Source organism: Cupriavidus sp. 01L45 (genome assembly GCF_056399885.1).
In genome coordinates this window covers 49,462-66,638 of the sequence record NZ_JBFTSG010000054.1, presented here as the reverse complement: position 1 = coordinate 66,638, position 17,177 = coordinate 49,462, and the positions used below count along the sequence as shown (strand labels likewise).

Below are 17,177 nucleotides of genomic sequence, written 5' to 3'. Positions count from 1 at the left end.
GCGCCACGTCCAGGTCGACACGCTCCACCGTCCATGGCGCAGTCACGCCAAGCAGCTGCCGGTACAGTTCCACGCTGTCCATCGCACACCTCCTTACCAAGCCATGCGCGAAAGCGTACTACCTACCCACACGAAAGTCTGAAGAACCTAAAAAAAGATCCCGTACCCGCGGCTTGCCAGGTCAGCTTCGGTCGAAAGCCGTCACCTTGGGCATCACCACGGCAAGATAGTCGACCAGTGTACGTACTGCCGGCAGCAGGCCGGTGCGATAGGGAATCAGCGCCGTGATGCGAGCATCCGCGGCCATCCATTCGGGCAGGATCTGCCGCAGCGCGCCGACCCTCAGTTCGGCCTGGCAGACGTATCCGGGCAGTGCCGCAACGCCGATGTTGGCACAAGCGGCCTCTTTCAGCGAAATCAGGCTGTTGCTCTGGAATCTCGGGTCAATCGGCACCACGACGACGCGTTTGTCCGGCCCCTGCAGCTGCCACTGCTGCGCTCCCTTGCTGACCAGTGCGATGATCGAATGCGACGCCAATTCCTCCGGCTGTTCCGGTTGGGACACCCGTTCGAGATATTCCGGCCCTGCGAAGAGATACCACGGCGCGCGTGCGAGCGGACGCTGTACCAGATTGGAGTCCTGGAGCTGGCCCGTGTGGCCGCGGATCGCCAGATCGAATCCCTCTCCAACGATGTCCACCATCCTGTCCGTGGCGGTCTCGATGATTTTGACCTTGGGATGGTCGGACAGGAATGTGGACAACACGTGACGCAACGCAAACTGCGCAATCTCCGCGGCGATGGCTCAGCGTCGACTTGGGCAGCCTAAGCATCTCGCCGGCCGAGGTGAACCCGCCGCGGTCAACCACCTGTACGAAGTAATAGACGTCCTTCAGATCCAGCATTGCTTGGGGCGCGGATCATTGCCGGCGGTGGCAACGGTTCGGATGTGGGTGTGATCTTGATCCCCGATCATACCCCAGGGCGCGCATCCGCGGATCCGGGCAAACCTTGGCGCGCACCACTGCGCCGGCCCCGATCGTTCAGTTTTTCCTACACGTTCCGACAGCTTCAGTGATGCCAAGAAGCCCGACGACGACCACCTGGCCGTGGCCCGATTCCAGGGCCGCAGGGTGACACCGCTCGCGCATGCGTTGCACTGCGAGCAAGAACCCGTGGCAGCCTGAGAAAGCAAATGGGCGGAGATGCAGAGTCTCCGCCCATTCCCCTCCTGCCACAGGCACCGGCATTGATCGGTGCCTGTGGCAGGAGGACTACACCGGCACCGCCTCCCCGCAGCCGGCAATGACATGCATATAGCGCGAAGGCGGCATGGAATCGACAGTGGCCTGGACCGCTTCCGTGCACAGGGACGGACGCCTGGCCAGCGCATCAACATATCGCTCGACGTTGGGCAGGTTTTCCCACATCGACGCAAGCCCCAGATAAGCCATCCGAACCAGATTGACACCCCACAGCACATCGCCGAGCGAGAATGATTCCCCCCTGAGGTACGGTGACGACGAACCAAGCGCATGGTCGAGGTCCGTCAAGAGGCCCGCGACGTGCCGACGTGCGGCGCGCTGAAATGCCGCATCGTGGCAGACCGACTTGCCGCCCCGCTCCTTCGCGATCTTCGCGCGATAGGCCGCAATGAGCTCCGCATCGTCGGCATTGGCGTCAATCATGGCTTCGAGCGCCTTGATCTTGTAGTCGTAGACCGTTTCCATGGCCGTCTTGAGCGCTTCAGGCCGCAGGTCGGCATCGGGATGAAAGCCGTAGAGCAAGGTGCCGTTCGGGATCTGATCGACGATGCTCACCTGGTGCATCACCTGGGCACGCACATCGGCATCCTCCGGCACGAGATGAACGGGATCGCGCGACACCGCATCGAGATAGCAGCAGATCCGTCTGGAATCGGCAATGACACGGCCAGCCTCGTAGTCCACAAGCAACGGGACCGCGCAGGGATCAAAGCCTTCGGTCTCCACCGAAGTACGCCCGCTATAGCCGCTGACAAGTTCCCGCCCCACTTCCCGGCCTGCAAGCAACCGCAGTCGGACGTAGGGCGGATGGTAGTGCTCGGCTGGAACAACGCCATCAGGACCCATCGAACCGAGGATCATCATATTGTTCGAACGGTACGGCAACTGCTTCTCGAACAATACCGTGCGCACTTTCTGCGAGCAGAGTGAACTGGCCGCGTGGAACAGTTCGAAGCGCGGGTTGGCGTCACTACCCACGAGAGAGATTCGCGCGGGGTCCGCGATGGCGGCACGGGCACCGGCCGCCATATTCGTCAATTTGTCATGGCTCATTGCTGGTTTCCTGGCACTCAGGTTTGGCGCTATCGTTCATCGTTATCTCCTGTTCTTGGGTTGACGTCTAGCAACTCTTGTTGGCGGTGCCCGTTCGCAGCATCAGCTCCATCTGCTGTGCAATCTGCAGCAGCGCACCGTCGTCGCCGGGCTTCGCGACGATCTGCAAGGCAGCGGGAAGGCTGCGTTCGCCGGTCGCCAGGGGAATCGAAATGGCAGGAAATCCCGCGACATTGAACGGTGCCGTATAGGTCATCAGCGCCTCTCGGACCGTGCCGGTCCAAGCGCCAATGCTCACGGTACCGGCATCGAGATGCGGTGCGGTGCACGGGCATGTCGGCAGCACGAGATAGTCAACCGTCGACATCACCTCGTGCAGCCTTGTCGTGAAACTTCGCCTGGTCTGCTGGGCCGCCGCATAGGCGCGCAGGTCCATGGTTTCCGCGCGTTTCAGCCGGTCGACGGTTTCCGGATTGTAGTGCGTCGAGATACGGTCCCAGTCGTTGCGGCGGAAATGCTCGATGCCGCCTTCGATCAGGACGATGTTCGCGAAGGCACCGAATACCGCATCGAACAGGCCGGAAGTGCTGACGTTCACACAGGAAAAGACCTGCGCCAGCCGCTTCATCGCGCCATCAAATGCCGCTGCAATTTCCGGACTGAGTGGAACCGGTGCGATGTCACGAATGACGCCCAGCCGTGCGGACAGCCACGCATCGCTCTCGGGAACCCTGATGTCAATCGCATCGGCGAGCAACAGCACGTCGTCAACCTGCTCGCCGAGCAGGCCAACGTGGTCGCAAGTGGGCGCCAGGGGGAACACGCCGCGCGTGGATAACGTGCCGAGCGTGGGCTTGTATCCGACGACGCCGCACAGCGCGGCGGGAATCCGGACCGAGCCGCCGGTATCCGTGCCCACGCCCGCCATGATGGCACCGTGCGCAATCGCCGCCGCGGCGCCACCACTGGAACCCCCGGGTATGCGTGTATGGTCCAGCGGATTCAGGGTATCGCCAAACCTGGCGCTGGCGGTTGTCACGCCCCACGCGAATTCGTGGGTCGTGGTCTTGCCGATGATGATCGCGCCGCGCTCCACCAGAGTTCTCACGATGTCCGCATCGGCGGCTGGCACATGACCGAGATAGGCTGCGGAACCGTAGCGGGTCTCCATGCCCTTGGTGTCGATCAGATCCTTGACCGCAATGGGCAGTCCCTCCAGTGGCCGCGGCCGGCGTTCGCCATAGCGGCGGTCGCTTTCCGCTGCCGCCTTCAGGGCACGGTCCCAATCGATCGCCGAGAATGCATTGAGCAGCCGCTTGCTGGCTTCCGCGCGTTCGAGTGCCTGCTCCGTCAATGCCGTCGCGGTGAATTGCCGCGTGGCAAGGGCATCCAGCGCGTTGCGCAAGCCCATGGAATGCGGGGCCGTCGTTCGGGATGGGCGTCGGATGCCGTGCTGGTCGAGCGACCCGACAGCCGTCGGAAGTATGTCGTGGCCAGAGAAGATCGCATCTCGTGGCTGGCAGTTCAACTGGTTCATGTATTCCACTCCAGGGTGACGTTGCGGTTGGCTTATCCCTGGTTGGAAACGATAGTTGATCGGCTCGGCCTTGGAAGCTGGCTGGCGCCGAACGCAGCGTCCATGAATATGGAACGCCCGGCGGGACACACGGGGCGTGGCCCGCATGGCTTTGGAGGCAGAGGAGGTAGTGCCGGGTCAGCGGCCGTCGAATGCGGTGACCTTGGGCAGCTCTACGGCGAGGAAATCGACCAGCGACCGCACGGCGGGAAGCAGTCCGGTCCGATACGGCATGAGGGCCGAGATGCGCGCATCCGCGGCGATCCAGCCCGGCAGGACTTGCCGCAGCACGCCAGCCTGCAGCTCGGACCGGCAGATATACCCGGGCAGGGCTGCCACGCCAACGTTGGCGCAGGCTGCCTCCTTCAGGGACATCATGCTGTTGCTCTGGAATCTTGGCTCGATCGGGATGGTGACGAGCGTGCCGTCGGGGCCTCGCAGTTGCCACTGCAGCGGCCCTTTGCGCACCATCGAGACGATGGCATGGGATGCAAGTTGCTCCGGCTCCTCCAGGAGTGGCCTCCGTTCGAGGTAGTCGGCACCCGCAAACAGGTACCATGGCGCCCTGACGATGGGCCGTTGGACCAGGTTGGAATCCTGCAGTGCCGAGGTATGTCCGCGCAGCGCCAGGTCGAAGCCCTCGCCGACAACGTCGACGAGCCTGTCCGTGGCGATTTCCACGATGCTGACCTTGGGATGGCTGCTCAGGAACGTCGGCAGGACCTGGCGTAGCGCAAACTGCGCAAGCTCGACCGCTACCGTCACGCGAATGATCCCGCTGGGTTCCGCGAGCCTCTGGCGCATCGCCTGTTCCGCGACGTCGGCGCTCTGCAGCAAGGCGACAGCGTACTGGTAGAACTCAGCGCCTACGTCGGTCAAGGCAAACTGGCGCGAGGTCCGGTTGATCAAGCGGACGCCCAGCGAAGCCTCCAGCTCCTTGACCCTGTGACTTAACGTGGACTTGGGCAGCCCCAGGCTGTTGCCGGCAGACGTAAAGCCACCGCGGTCGACCACTTGCACGAAGTGAAAAACGTCTTTCAGGTCCAGCATCTGGCTGCCTTGGTAGCGGTTGGGTTGGGTTGGGTTGGGTTGGGTCAATGGTGTGTGCTTTCCATCGATGGTACTGCAAGGGGTGCGCGCAGTGCCACGGTCGAACACCCCCCAATGACCGCCATTGCCGTGGCAGGCGCCCGCTCGCGCCACGACCGTCAATGCGCCCGAACCCCACCGATCGCGGCAAACTTGGCAGAAAACGACACCACGTCGCCGTAGACTACGAGCGAACGCATGCGCAGCTTGCCGGGTTCGGCAAGCTGCGTATTCGCTTCGAACGTCGCCTCATTCCGATCAAAGAGGGAAACACGGTTCAACCCAGAACTTGTTGCCTTGCGGCCGATTCTRCACGGCGAACTCGCGCTGATACTTGAGCACAATGCCTGCCGCCGGCGACCACATGTATCGTAGTTGCGGCCCGACTGCGACAGATTTTCCGCGAAACCCATCCGCTCCTACGGGCACGCCGTTGACTTTGTCATCGGTGAACTGTTTCAGGAGGTATCCTTGAAGTCCGAGCTGGAACTTGCTGTTAAGCGAATATCCAACAACATATTCAAGTGCTGCAACAGCGCCAGAGTGATGTCGAGTCGCCGAGTTCGGTGAACTGATCTCTACGAGCGTGGTGGTGGAGACTTCAACTGCGGGCGTGGGGAACCATGTGGTACTGATGTGCGGTATTAGCGCATATACATTCCGACCAGTGTTCGCCACTCGGTTGGCGGAGTAGGACCCGCTCGGCACTGCGACATTGGTGGCGAGGAAGGCGAAGAATGTTCGCGATGGATTTGAATAATCAATGAGCCACGGCTCAAGAATGATGTCTCCAATTCCATAGCGCTTGCCGCTGCCGCCTGGCGTTTCCAGCCCAAGATGAACGAGCGGGACGATTGCACCACTGGACACAGTAAAGGGGCCGAATGTGGTGCCCCATGTGTGAACGACACGCGGGGCGTCAGCAAACGTGTTCAAGTGGAAGCCGGGAACGAGACTTCCTCCATGCGGGCCAGCGAATTTTCCGGCATTGTAGTAAAGCGTGTAGTTATAGAACTGGGTTTCACCAGGCGGTGGCAAGATTCCATTCAATACGGTATTGACGCCAACAGGGTAACTGGTCTGGCCATTCTCGGTTGCCTCAACCTTCGAGGCGAGCCAGCATGCGAGCGCAACAACCGTCAAAAATCTCGCGGGCACTTTAATCATGTCTCCTCCGTCTCTTTATTCTCTTTTTCGGCTGAGGGCTCCGGGCATCCGCATCAGCCGGTTAAGCGCGCCTACGCTAACTATTCGACATCTCCGCAACTTGCCGAGACTCGCTAACGATGGCTATCGCTTCTTCGTGCTTTTCCAGGTCAAGGAGCGACCCGGACGGTTCCGGGGGTCAGCAATCGACGAACGAGACGAACTCGTCCAGTTCCAGCTTGCTAAGCGCCATGTTGTTTTCCGGAATATTGTTGTCTGCATAGCCGAGTGACATTCCGGCCACGACCATCTCCTCGTCGGGAATGGCGAGGCCTTCACGAAGCACTGCCGATTGCAGCGACCAGATCTGCTGCGGGCAGGTATCCAGCCCCCGGGCGCGCGCGGCCAGCATGATGTTCTGGAGAAAGCAGCCGTAGCAGATGAAGCTGGCCCATTCCAGGCGCCGGTCCATGGTGAAGATCAGTCCCACTGGCGCATCGAAGAACCGGAACTGCCGTTCGACGTCGCGCCGGCGCCCGACGATATCGCTCCTGTGCACGCCCTGCGCATCGCCCAGCATCCCGCGAAACGTATTGAAGCGCGACGAGAATGGTGCCGGCAATTCCTTTGGAAAGAACGGGTAGTCGGGAGCCAGTCCCTCAGGATCGGCGCGATACGCCTCGACCGCGGCTCCCGCAATCTTCTCGCGAGCCTTTCCGGTCAGTACATAGCAGCGCCAGGGCTGCGTGTTGCTCGAACTCGGCGCGTATTTCGCGACCGACAGGATGTCCCTGACAGTCTCGAGCGGCACCGGCTGGTCAAGGAAGCCGCGCTTGCTGTGGCGTCCGCGAATCAGCGCTTCTGTAATCTGGATTGCCTCCATCTTCATGTCTCCGTTCTCGTGGTGGGGGTCGCTACGGTGGAAAGGATCATAGACACGTCCCCTGCCTTGTGAAGACGGCAAAACTTGAAAGCTTCGTCCGGAAACAACGAACGACAGGCCCCCGTACGCACATGTGCGGCGTCCAAAATCCTGGACGCTCCGTTCTCAAATCCCGCGCGCACGCGCGAACCCGATTCGCCTATCTTCCTACTCGGGATCGGAGCCCCCGATCGCATACGAAAACATGGTGGAGAAGTGGAATGAACCAGTTGAAATGCTTGCCGCAGGAAGAGATTGTCTGGGGACACGGAGTRCTGCAAACCGTCGCCCCCTCCATGGGGAACTACGGCATCCGCCGTCCGATGACGTTCACCGTGGAATTCCTTGAGGCCTTGAACCGCGAGTACCTGCAGCCTGCCATCGGCGACGGCGTGGGCACCTTCACCGGCCTGCCGCCGCATGTGCCCGATTTCGCCGTACGCGACGGACTGCGTGCCTGCATCGAGGCCAATGCGGGATCGATCATCGCCCTCGGCGGCGGCTCTGTACTCGACGCCGCAAAGGCAGTCTCCTACCAGCATTTCCAGCAGACAGGCCGCTACCTGCCCATTGCCGCGATTCCGACGACCCTGTCGGGTTCGGAGTTCTCCCACTACTTCGGCGTGACGGAAACGGACGGTCCCCGGAAGTTCAAGCGCAGTTATGCCGTGCGCGAAACGACGCCCAGGCTGGTGGTGATCGACCCCCGGATGATTGTCGACACGCCACGTATGCTGCTGCTGAGTTCGGCCATCAAGGGGATCGACCATGCGGTGGAAGGCATGCGCCGGGTCGGCGTGGACCACCCACACGCCATCCAGGCCGCCAGGGGCGTGGAGCGCTTTCTTGCCGTGCTGGAGAAGTGGCCGCGCAAGCTCGAAACGCCCGAGGCCATCGCGGGCGGCCACGTGTCGACCGACGACCTTTTGCAGCTTCAGCTCGCCGCGTGGCAGTGTTACTTCTATCCTGCTTCGGTCATCTACGGCCTGAGCCATCGCATCGGGCACATCCTCGGCGGGACGTTTGGGGTACCGCACAGCGTGACATCGTGCATTGCGCTGGCGCCCGTCATCCGCGCCTGCGCCGACGCCTATGGCCGAAAGCTCGAGATTTTTTCCACGGACCGTGGCATCCGCACGCCCGCCGCATTCCTCGCTGACCGCATTGAGGCAGCCGTGGACGCACTGGAATTGCCGAGCCGGCTAGGCGACCTCGATTTCGATCGGGCGAAGCTTCCCGAGATGGCGGCCCTGCTCAAGCAGAACTATCCCTCCGAGGTCGGCGACCTTGGCGAGGATGCCGGCGCGAAGCTGGATGCGCTGTTGGAGAGCCTGTGGTAATGACCGGCCGGCCATCCGACACCTTCCCGCATCCCGTCGGCCTGCGCCACGCGCTCGATGCCCTGGCCAGTCGTCAGATCACCGCAACAGGCCTGACGCAGATGGAGTCGATGCAGCGGACCGTCGCCGTTCCACAAAACTTGCCTGACCCTACCACCACCACGAGGAGACCAAAGTGAACGATACCGTCAAGCCCGCATCCCCGGTGCCGGCCGGAACGCCAGCCGGGCATACGCCATACAGTGACTGGTTACAGACAGACGTGCTCCACTCGCTGCAGCACCCGGTCAGCGACCATCCCGGCGAGCACGCCTGGATCGTATCGGCGCAGGTGTCCGAGCTGTACTGGATGCTGATCATCAAGGAAATACAAGCCGCGCAGGCGCAATTGCGTGCCGATGACCTGATCGGGGCCTGCCGGACGCTGCGGCGCGTCGTCGCCCACCACGAGCCGCTCAATGCCACATGGCGCTCCATCGCGTGGATGACGCCTGTCGACCTGCTCGCCATCCTGTCCTGCGTTGGCCCGAAGTACGGCAAGGACACCGCCCTCCAGGGCTGGACGTACCGGCAGATGGTCTACCTGCTCGGCATCAAGCAGGGGGAGCACCTGCAGCACTTCCTGCCGCAGCCCCGGCGCTGGGCACAACTCAGCAAGGCGCTGGCAGAGCCGAGCCTGTATGACGACGTGCTCGCCCACCTGAGCCGCAAGGGCTTCACCGTGCCGGCGGTGGTACTCGACCGCGATTTCAGTGTGCCCTACACGCCGGACAAGGTGGTCGAGAACGTCTGGCGCGAGGTCTACGCCGACCCGGAAGAGCACCGGGAGCTGCAGCAGCTCGGCGAGACGCTGGCCGACATCGCCGAGGGATTCTCCGCGTGGAAGCACCTGCACCTGATGGCAACGCGCCGGACGTTCGGCGCCCGGCCGGCCTACTTCGGCACCGAGGGCATTGCCTGGCTTCTGCCGACCATGAACGAGATCCCGTTCCCGGAACTCTGGTCTGCGCGCGGCTTCATCGGCGATCCGCCCGCGGTATGTCCGCACGCTCGCGGACAGGGAAATGCCCGGGCCACGGAGTGACGTGCTCAAGACGGTCATGGAAACGGTCTACGATCACAAAATCGCGGCGCTCGAGTCCATGATCGTCAACCATGCCGGGGATGCAGGACCTGTTGCCGCCTGTCGCACCAGGATCGCGAAGGAACGAGGCGGCATTGCGGTCCGCCGCGATGCCGCATGCCAGCGGACCGCACGCCATCACGTTGAAGGCGTGTTGAAGGCACTGGACCGCACGCCGCGTTCCGCGCCAGCCCTGTATCTCGCGGGATGCGCGTTCGCCCTTGGCGATGTGCTTTGGGTTGTTAACCTGGTGCGGCTGGCGTATCTGGGGTTCATGTCGATATGGGACGACCTGCTACCGCCATCGCGCCGGATCGATGCCATGGCAAGCTGCGTGGAGACTGCGCCAGCCTGAGCGGTTGCCATCGTGTCATCGGCCTGTGGCGATGCAGGAATCGGGCGGAGACTGCGAGTCTCCGCCCCTTTTTACGATTAGGCTTTTACTTTCAGGCTGCCACGGGCTGCGGCTGGACGTGCAAGGCGCGGGCGACGGTCGTCACCCTGCGGCCCTGGAACCGAGCAACCGCCAGGTGATCGTCGTCGGGCTTCACGGCGTCACGGTGCGAGACGTGAGTCGCGCCGTACGGGGTGCCGGCCTTGAACATCGCCGCGTCGGCATAGCCCAGCGGCACGATGATCAGGCCCAGGTGCGCCATGGGCGCGTAGGTCGCCAGCAGCGTGGCTTCATTGCCGCCGTGGCGCGAGGACGTCGAGCCGAAGACCGAGCCCACCTTGCCATTCAGTTTTCCCGCGAACCAGAGGCCGCCGAGCCCGTCGATATACGCCTTGAGTTCGGCCGAGATCGACCCGAACCGCGTCGGCGTGCCGAACACGATGGCGTCAGCCCACTCAGCATCGGCTTCGGTCGGCGCCTCGTATTTCGCGTTCATCTCCGTGGCGTTCTCGAGCCAGCCCGGCGCCTGTCGCATGACGTCGGGGCCGACAACCTCCCGCACACGCCGCATGCGGACTTCTGCGCCAGCCTCGAGGGCCCCCTCGGCGACAGCCTTGGCCAGCATCTCGGTGGAACTGTTTCGTGAGTAGAAAACAATCAGTACTTTCGGTTTTTGCATGGTGATCCCCGGCAACGTCATACAGAGATGGGCTCGAGCCGGCCCAGCAGCTCGTCCTTGCGATCCGCCAGCCAGGGCGGGAGCTGAAATTCCTCGCCAAAATGGCCTGGCTCTTCATCGATCGCGAAGCCGATGTCGGTGGTGGTCGCCTCGAACATCACGCCGCCGGGCATCTTGAAGTACATCGAGCGGAAGTAGTTGCGGTGCACCGATTCGGACGTATCGATGTAACCCAGGGCAAACATTCTCTCCTTCAGGATCGCCTGCTGCTCCACGTTGTCCACCGCGAAGGCCACATGGTGGACCGTGCCTTCGCCGTAGATCGACGAACCCTGGTGCCGGTCCGGCTCATGCAGGAACTCGACGATCATGCCCGGGCCGCCGTTGTACGTCTCGAAGCGGTAGTAGGATCCCGCCTGGCCTGCGTACCGGAAACCGATCGCTTCGCTCATGAAGCGGATCGATTCGGCGACTTCCCGCAGCGACAGCGTGATGCTGTGGACGCCGCGGATGGCATGGGCTTCGGGGATATCGCTGGCCACGCAAGCCGGACGCGAATCGAGATCCGTTTCGACGAGATCGAACTCGATGCCGCACGGATGTTGGAACCGCTGGCGGCGCTCTCCGAAGCGCTCGACGATCTCGCTGTCATATGGCACATCCATGGCATCGAAGCGGCGGCGCCAGAATTCGAGCGAGCCCTTGGGAACCGAGTAGTTGATGACCCGCACCTGGCCCGATCCCGGACGCGCCATGACGCCCCGCTGCCGGAACGGGAACGACGTCACAAGGGTCCCTGGATCGCCATTCGCGTTGCCATAGTAAAGGTGGTAGATGGGATCCTCGCCGTCGAGAAGCACGGTCTTCTTCACGAGGCTCTGCCCGAGCAGCTTGACGTAGAAGTCCACATCCTCCTGTGCGTGCCTCACGCCGAGGGTCAGATGATGAAATCCCTTGAGCATTAACATTGTCCTCTCCAGTTTGAAATAGGCATGTAGAAACAGCGCATAGCCGCTCCTGTGCAACAGCTTATGACGGCAGATACCGATTGGGCAGCCGTCACGGGTTGTACGCAGGGTTCTGCAAACTTGGACAATGCCGCCCTGTGAGGCGCGGTGCTCGAGGTGGCGCGGGATGCAATTCCCGACGCTGTCGGGACGCAGACGCGGCAGGGCACCAAGGTTTGCCCGAGTGTCGGTGTGCGCCAGCGTTGGAGTACGATCGGGCGTCACCCGCTTACCCCCGCAAAAGTCGCCGGCACCGGAATGGCCGGCGAGTCCCCATGCCATGCTCGATCTGAAGGATCTAGTGAGCCCGTCAAGATCCCTCCTAGCTTGCTTGAGTAGCGTCGCGGTCGCACGGTTGCATGAAGCTGGTGGCCTTCTGCGCAGCCTAGCTGAACAGCACGCCATTGTTGGCGAGGATGCCAATCTTGTAGCCCCACAGATAAGCGTAGCCGCATACCAGCGTGGTGCCGTAGTCGGGCTTGTATTCATGGAACAAACTTCCGTCGACCAGGCGCGCGATCACCTCACGCATGTCGAACTGCTTCTTGATGTCGTCGGGAATGATCCCTTATAGCTCCTCTGATTTCGCGTGCCAGCGCGATGCGGTTTCTGAGTCAACGGCGTAGTCGGCCGTACCCGAGATGCGCGTGTGCACATCCGCGCCGCCCAGTTCGGCCGCGCTGATGTATTCGCCGGTGGCGGCCTTTACCAGCGGCGGGCCATCCAGTGCGATCTTGAGCGCGCGGATGGATTTTTTTGCGCCGAGCAGATAGACAGCACCACCCTTGATGGTGCTGTCGTTGGCCAGCACCATGACTTCGCGGCCGTTGACCACGCCGATGCCGGAGACCACGCCGGTGCCCTTGATGTGCGCGTCATACTTGGCATGATTGGCAGCGAGCGGTGACAACTCCAGGAACGGGGTGCCGGGATCCAGCAGCAAGTCCAAGCGCTCGCGCACCAGCAGCTTGCCCTGGTCGCGTAGGCGCTTGATGTCGCGCTCCGGCCGGTGATGGCGGACGTCCTGCATCATCCCCAGGAATTCCGCGCGCACGCGCAGGTTGTGCGCACGGTTGGCCTGGAAACTCTCTGAACGCGTGTTGATACGGGATTCGATGCGGCGCATGCTTACTCCTTCCCTGCTTCGAGCCGCACCAGCAACGCGTCCGGTCGAACAAGTCACCCTTTGCACAGGGAATTTCCGCGACCATGCCATCGCCGGCCGCTTCCAGCGGTGAGTTGCATTTTCATACTCTCGATCACGATCATGGTTTGCCCCGCGCTCACGCGCTCGCCGACGGCTTTGCGTTCCGGGAACTGGGCCGCGTCATCCGCACGCTGTTCTTGCTGAAGTACCTGAACGAGCCGGAGCTCCGGCGTACCATTCATGCCACGACGAACAAGAGTGAGCAGTTCAATGACTTCGCGCAGTGGTTGATGTTTGGTGGCGACGGGATCATCGCCGAAAATCTGCGGCACGAACAGCGCAAGGTGATCAAGTACAACCAACTGGTCGCCAACATGGTCATCCTCCACAACGTTCAGTGCCTCCATGCTCACCGCGGCCTACCATATGCTCCACGATGGCGTTGAGTACGCCGCCTTGGTTCCGTTACTTCGACCGCCATCATGTCGACAAGACCACCCGTCGCCTGCTCAAACGCCTCGCCGATCTCGGCTGTCAAGTGGATCCGATGCCTCATGCTGTTTAGCGCTTCTTACTAGTGAGATTCACTCGTTGAGCCAACCGCGCGCGGCGCTGCTGGCCTTCGGCGTGGCGGCGCTCGCGTATAACGTACTGAGCGTGATTGCGAGTGCGGTGAGAATCCGGCATGAACTGGATACCAGCGACATCGAGCTCTCACCGTATTACCTAGCCAGCGAAATCCGGGCAACTTTTGCTGGCATGATGATCGCGGTGCCGCCCGAGGTGTGGCAGGCGTATGACCTCCTCACCCCAGCTCAGGTCGGTCGCGAGTTGATCAAGATCGCGGCGCACGTTGATCCCCGCGCGATGCGCAAACATACGCGGGGACCGAAAGCACCGAAGAAGAAAGGCTATATGGCCGGATGCGTAGCACTGCGGCATGTTTCTACCGCCCGTGTCATCAAGACTGGACGTGTCGTTTAATCACCTTGAGAGGGGTGGCTCCAAGAGGGCGGCAACGCGGAAGAACCGCCGTTGTAGCCGCCACGACCGCCTTGCAGCGCACGGCCCCGGGCGCTCAGCGTTGCGCCATCAGCATGTAGTCTACCGTCAGGTTGGACAGCGCGCGCACGCCGTTGATCAGGGCCGGCTCATCCACATGGAACTCGGGTGAGTGGTTGGAGGCCGCCTTGCTCACATCCTGGCCCTTGGGCGTCACGCCGAGGTAGAAGAACAGCCCCGGCACCTTCTCCTGGTAGAACGAGAAGTCCTCCGATTCGCTCCGCTTGGGCGCGATCATCCAATTGCCTTCGCCAGCCACCCGCTGCAAAGTGGCCGCCATCTTCTCGGTGAGGGCCGGCTGGTTGATGGTGGCGTTGTACAGCTCCACCACGCGGAAGTTGGCCTCGGCGCCAGCGCTGGTTGCCATGGCCTCGGTGGTGCGCTTCATGCGGGCATGGATGTCTTTCTTCATGCCTTCGTCATAGGTGCGGATGGTGCCCATCATCTCGACCTTCTCCGGCACGATATTCATGCGGTTGCCGCCGTGGATGGTACCCACGGTGATCACCGACGGCTCCAGCATGGCATCGACCTGGCGGCTCTGGATGGTCTGCAGGCCCATCACGATCTGCGACGCCACCACGATCGGGTCGATTCCGCCCCACGGACGCCCACCGTGCGCCTGACGGCCCTTGACGTCGATCCAGAACTGGTCGGCCGCCGCCATCGACGCACCGCTGCGCCAGCCGAGCTTGCCGGATTCCATGCCGCTGGTAACGTGCAGGCCGAAGATGGCATCGACCTTCGGGTTATCCAGCACGCCTTCGGACACCATTTGCTTGGCGCCCCACATATTGGAGCCGTTGGGTTCGAAGTCTGCCGGACTTTCCTCGGCCGGCTGGAAGATGAATTTGACCGTGCCCGGGAGCTGATCCTTCATGCCGGCGAGCACCTCGGCTGCCGCCATCAGTATCGCCACGTGGGTGTCATGGCCGCAGGCGTGCATCACGTCGACTTCCTTGCCCAAGTACAGACCCTTGGCCTTGGACGCGAACGACACATCGCCCCGTTCCTTGATCGGCAGTGCATCCATGTCGGCGCGCAGCGCCACCACCGGGCCAGGCTTGCCGCCCTTGAGCACGCCCACCACACCGGTCTTGGCTACGCCCGTCTCCACTTCCATGCCCAGCTTGCGCAGGTGGTCGGCGACAAGCTCCGCGGTGCGGGTCTCGTAGTTGCCGAGTTCCGGATGCTGGTGGATGTCGCGGCGCCAGGCGATGAGCTGGGTTTCGACGGCCTTGGCGCGCGTTTCGATCTGTACGTGCAGGGTGTCGGCGCTGGCAGGGGCCGGCGCGGTCTGCGCCAGCGCGGCGTTGCAGAGCAGGCCGGCGGCGAGTGCGACGCTGGCGAGAGCAATGAGGGTGGTGGAACGGGATGCGGTGTGACGGACAGCCATGCGGGATCTCCTTCGTTGTTGTTGGGTTGATGCAGGCAGTGTTGCGGGATGCAGGTGCAGTCTGCCGCGAGAAAAGCTGCTGGCTTTCTTCCCTCCTTGCTGCGTTTTCATGCGAATACCTCCATATCGTTATCTGAGCCTTTTCTGTCGTGTGCCGTCCATTCCTCCTCCTGTGCACTACCTTGGCCAATCCGAATCAGCGCCCTCGACAGGCCCGCGCCGGCGGGAAGTGGCACCCGGGTCCCGCAAAATGATGATCGTCATATCGCGAAGCGAAGAAACAGCGATATCGCAAGAAGATGCCGCCATGTCCATGCCGCAGTTCCATGACGATCCCTCTATCTCGACCACTAATGTATCCGCTGTCTACATGCTAGACAGGGTAACCGGCAGGGTCAAGGAAGATCACGCCACCCTCCCCTCGATGCTATCCCTAAGGGCAAGATTGGGAGTGCGGGATACGCGTCACTGCGCGTTGACATCCAGAAAGAATTGGATGCCATGATAATCATAATGCTATATATTGCAGAGGCAAATAGGCTCTTGAACTCTTCCCACCCTGACCATGCGTTATTCACACGACCAAAAAGCCGAAACCCACAAGCACATCGTCAAGGCGGCTTCGACGCAATTCCGCAAGCACGGTGTCAATGGCATCGGCGTGGCGCAGTTGATGAAGAGCGCCGGTATGACGCACGGCGGCTTCTACGCTCACTTCGAGTCGAAGGACGCCTTGATTGCCGAGGCAATCGATGCCGCCTTCGACCAGACCATGGGGTTGCTCGATCAGGCAGCGCGAGCCGCGCCGCCCCCTGAGCGCAAGGGCGCCATCGTTCGCGCCTATGTAAACAAGAAGCACCGCGACAACCCTGGATCGGGTTGCGCGATCGCGGCGCTCGGCACGGATGTTTCCCGCCTTGACGCCAAGACGCGGCTGCGCTTCGAGGCGCGGGTCGCGTCGCTGATCGAACTGGTCGCGGGGGGGGATGATGAGGCTTCGCGCAAGGATGCGATCGTCACGCTCGCTTCGATGGTTGGCGGCCTCGTGCTGGCCCGCGCCGTCCGCTCGGAAGCGCTGTCCGCGGAGATCGTGGACGCTCTCCAGTCATCGCTGTAGCGCAGCGGCCTGCGGCCAAGCCAAGGCGAAATGCGTCGCGTCCGTTGCACGCGCCGCGGCGAGTCAGGGGACTGGGATGGGTTGGCGCTAATATGGAGGCCTGACGACACCGCGAACCGCACTGATGACCACTTCCACGACCCGCCCAACCCGCCCGGCTCGCCCGGCTCGCCAAAGCTATCACCATGGCAATCTGCGGGAAGAAATGATCCGCTGCGGCAGGGAGATCCTGGCCGACAAGGGCGTCCACGGACTGACGCTGCGCTCCGCGGCCAAGCTCGCGGGGGTTTCCCACGGCGCGCCGCGCAACCAGTTTGCCGACAAGGAGGGCCTGCTGGCCGCCATCGCCGCCGAAGGATTCCGTGAACTGGTTGCCGTGCGCCGGGCCCGGCTGTCGCCTGAGATGACTGCCGAGGCGCGGCTGCTCACCGTCATGGACGGCTACATCGAGTTCGCCGTCAGGAATCCGGCCCTCTTCTACCTGATGTTCGGGCCGCAGATCGAAGATAAGGAAAAGTATCCCGAGCTGCTCGAARCAGGCAATGCGTCTTACCAGCTCTTGTCCGGCGCGGTCCAGGACTACTTCCGGGAGAACCACCTGGCTGAGCAGTTCGATGACATGATGGTGCGCTCCGCATGGTCGGCCATGCACGGCGTCAGCATGTTCTTCAGTGCCAAGCCGACCGGACCGAGCCCACGTCCGAAAGTCGCGCTCGCGCAATGGCGGCAGAGCGTCCAGCAGTTCGTGCTGACCGGTCTGCTGGCGGCAGGGAAGAAGAAGGCGGCGGCAGTCGCTTCGGATACGGCCGCAAGCAAGCCAAGGGCAAGGCCACGCAGCGCCGTGCAGTCGTAGCCCTCCCG

The 17,177-nt window shown here is 62.4% G+C and carries 15 protein-coding genes and 4 pseudogenes; 8 read left to right on the top strand and 11 right to left on the bottom strand.

Annotated features, from left to right (window positions below):
• Nucleotides 1-181: 181 nt before the first annotated feature.
• The 4 genes from AC1DT6_RS30520 to AC1DT6_RS30505 form a co-directional block, all read right to left on the bottom strand.
• Nucleotides 182-763: a substrate binding domain-containing protein gene (locus AC1DT6_RS30520; protein WP_441629678.1), complete on the bottom strand. Its 582-nt coding sequence runs from the start codon at nt 761-763 to the stop codon at nt 182-184.
• Between the two features lie 511 nt (nt 764-1,274).
• Entirely contained in the window at nt 1,275-2,318 is a 1,044-nt protein-coding gene (locus AC1DT6_RS30515; protein WP_441629677.1) for a glutathione S-transferase family protein, read from the bottom strand.
• Nucleotides 2,319-2,385: 67 nt separating this feature from the next.
• The gene (locus AC1DT6_RS30510) at nt 2,386-3,855 is read right to left on the bottom strand and encodes an amidase (RefSeq protein WP_441629676.1); all 1,470 of its coding nucleotides are present in this window, start codon (nt 3,853-3,855) and stop codon (nt 2,386-2,388) included.
• 177 nt (nt 3,856-4,032) lie between these two features.
• Nucleotides 4,033-4,944 carry a LysR substrate-binding domain-containing protein gene (locus tag AC1DT6_RS30505; protein ID WP_441629683.1) on the bottom strand — a complete coding sequence of 304 codons (912 nt, stop codon included), beginning with the start codon at nt 4,942-4,944 and terminating at the stop codon, nt 4,033-4,035.
• 128 nt (nt 4,945-5,072) lie between these two features.
• Here AC1DT6_RS30505 and AC1DT6_RS30500 point away from each other — a divergent pair.
• Nucleotides 5,073-5,234, top strand: a pseudogene (locus AC1DT6_RS30500) (IS5/IS1182 family transposase); the annotation flags it as partial.
• Nucleotides 5,235-5,241: 7 nt separating this feature from the next.
• Here the strand turns inward: AC1DT6_RS30500 and AC1DT6_RS30495 are convergent.
• Together AC1DT6_RS30495 and AC1DT6_RS30490 are read right to left on the bottom strand one after the other, a co-directional pair.
• Complete coding sequence (locus AC1DT6_RS30495) at nt 5,242-6,150, bottom strand: SphA family protein (protein ID WP_477115175.1); 909 nt, start codon at nt 6,148-6,150, stop codon at nt 5,242-5,244.
• A 178-nt stretch (nt 6,151-6,328) separates the two neighbouring features.
• On the bottom strand, nt 6,329-7,012 hold the full coding sequence (locus AC1DT6_RS30490) for a nitroreductase (protein ID WP_441629682.1): 684 nt from the start codon (nt 7,010-7,012) through the stop codon (nt 6,329-6,331).
• A 260-nt stretch (nt 7,013-7,272) separates the two neighbouring features.
• Here AC1DT6_RS30490 and AC1DT6_RS30485 point away from each other — a divergent pair, with 260 nt between their 5' ends.
• The 3 genes from AC1DT6_RS30485 to AC1DT6_RS30475 all read left to right on the top strand — a co-directional run bounded on the left by AC1DT6_RS30485 (nt 7,273) and on the right by AC1DT6_RS30475 (nt 9,869).
• A complete protein-coding gene (locus AC1DT6_RS30485; RefSeq protein ID WP_441629674.1) occupies nt 7,273-8,391 on the top strand; it encodes an iron-containing alcohol dehydrogenase in 1,119 nt (372 codons plus the stop codon).
• A 175-nt stretch (nt 8,392-8,566) separates the two neighbouring features.
• The gene (locus AC1DT6_RS30480) at nt 8,567-9,475 is read left to right on the top strand and encodes a tryptophan 2,3-dioxygenase (RefSeq protein ID WP_441629673.1); all 909 of its coding nucleotides are present in this window, start codon (nt 8,567-8,569) and stop codon (nt 9,473-9,475) included.
• Between the two features lies 1 nt (nt 9,476).
• The gene (locus tag AC1DT6_RS30475) at nt 9,477-9,869 is read left to right on the top strand and encodes a hypothetical protein (RefSeq protein ID WP_441629672.1); all 393 of its coding nucleotides are present in this window, start codon (nt 9,477-9,479) and stop codon (nt 9,867-9,869) included.
• A gap of 91 nt (nt 9,870-9,960) precedes the next feature.
• Here AC1DT6_RS30475 and wrbA read toward each other — a convergent pair whose 3' ends face one another.
• The 4 genes and pseudogenes from wrbA to AC1DT6_RS30455 all read right to left on the bottom strand — a co-directional run.
• Entirely contained in the window at nt 9,961-10,587 is a 627-nt protein-coding gene (gene wrbA, locus AC1DT6_RS30470) for an NAD(P)H:quinone oxidoreductase (protein ID WP_441629671.1), read from the bottom strand.
• Between the two features lie 17 nt (nt 10,588-10,604).
• The gene (locus AC1DT6_RS30465) at nt 10,605-11,555 is read right to left on the bottom strand and encodes a ring-cleaving dioxygenase (protein WP_441629681.1); all 951 of its coding nucleotides are present in this window, start codon (nt 11,553-11,555) and stop codon (nt 10,605-10,607) included.
• Between the two features lie 427 nt (nt 11,556-11,982).
• A pseudogene (locus tag AC1DT6_RS30460) lies at nt 11,983-12,327 on the bottom strand (carboxyl transferase domain-containing protein); the annotation flags it as partial.
• Between the two features lie 15 nt (nt 12,328-12,342).
• Nucleotides 12,343-12,624: pseudogene (locus AC1DT6_RS30455) on the bottom strand (carboxyl transferase domain-containing protein); the annotation flags it as partial.
• A gap of 272 nt (nt 12,625-12,896) precedes the next feature.
• Between AC1DT6_RS30455 and AC1DT6_RS30450 the strand changes: the two are divergent.
• Both AC1DT6_RS30450 and AC1DT6_RS30445 read left to right on the top strand, forming a co-directional pair.
• Nucleotides 12,897-13,139 (top strand): annotated as a pseudogene (locus tag AC1DT6_RS30450) (Tn3 family transposase); the annotation flags it as partial.
• A 193-nt stretch (nt 13,140-13,332) separates the two neighbouring features.
• On the top strand, nt 13,333-13,725 hold the full coding sequence (locus AC1DT6_RS30445) for a hypothetical protein (RefSeq protein WP_441629670.1): 393 nt from the start codon (nt 13,333-13,335) through the stop codon (nt 13,723-13,725).
• Between the two features lie 94 nt (nt 13,726-13,819).
• On the opposite strand, the gene AC1DT6_RS30440 is transcribed toward AC1DT6_RS30445, so the two are convergent.
• Nucleotides 13,820-15,199 (bottom strand): amidohydrolase, encoded by a 1,380-nt coding sequence (locus AC1DT6_RS30440; protein WP_477103858.1) that lies wholly within the window; start codon nt 15,197-15,199, stop codon nt 13,820-13,822.
• Between the two features lie 565 nt (nt 15,200-15,764).
• On the opposite strand from AC1DT6_RS30440, the gene AC1DT6_RS30435 reads away from it, so the two are divergent.
• A complete protein-coding gene (locus tag AC1DT6_RS30435; RefSeq protein ID WP_441629668.1) occupies nt 15,765-16,316 on the top strand; it encodes a TetR/AcrR family transcriptional regulator in 552 nt (183 codons plus the stop codon).
• A gap of 124 nt (nt 16,317-16,440) precedes the next feature.
• Nucleotides 16,441-17,169: a TetR/AcrR family transcriptional regulator gene (locus AC1DT6_RS30430; RefSeq protein ID WP_477115174.1), complete on the top strand. Its 729-nt coding sequence runs from the start codon at nt 16,441-16,443 to the stop codon at nt 17,167-17,169.
• The last annotated feature ends 8 nt before the right edge of the window (nt 17,170-17,177 follow it).

Bases quoted from the DNA above. Each gene is read 5' to 3' on its own strand.
- AC1DT6_RS30515 (WP_441629677.1), bottom strand. From the start codon at position 2,318: ATGAGCCATGACAAATTGACGAATATGGCGGCCGGTGCCCGTGCCGCC.
- AC1DT6_RS30510 (WP_441629676.1), bottom strand. From the start codon at position 3,855: ATGAACCAGTTGAACTGCCAGCCACGAGATGCGATCTTCTCTGGCCAC.
- AC1DT6_RS30505 (WP_441629683.1), bottom strand. From the start codon at position 4,944: ATGCTGGACCTGAAAGACGTTTTTCACTTCGTGCAAGTGGTCGACCGC.
- AC1DT6_RS30490 (WP_441629682.1), bottom strand. From the start codon at position 7,012: ATGGAGGCAATCCAGATTACAGAAGCGCTGATTCGCGGACGCCACAGC.
- wrbA (WP_441629671.1), bottom strand. From the start codon at position 10,587: ATGCAAAAACCGAAAGTACTGATTGTTTTCTACTCACGAAACAGTTCC.
- AC1DT6_RS30465 (WP_441629681.1), bottom strand. From the start codon at position 11,555: ATGTTAATGCTCAAGGGATTTCATCATCTGACCCTCGGCGTGAGGCAC.
- AC1DT6_RS30440 (WP_477103858.1), bottom strand. From the start codon at position 15,199: ATGGCTGTCCGTCACACCGCATCCCGTTCCACCACCCTCATTGCTCTC.
- AC1DT6_RS30435 (WP_441629668.1), top strand. From the start codon at position 15,765: ATGCGTTATTCACACGACCAAAAAGCCGAAACCCACAAGCACATCGTC.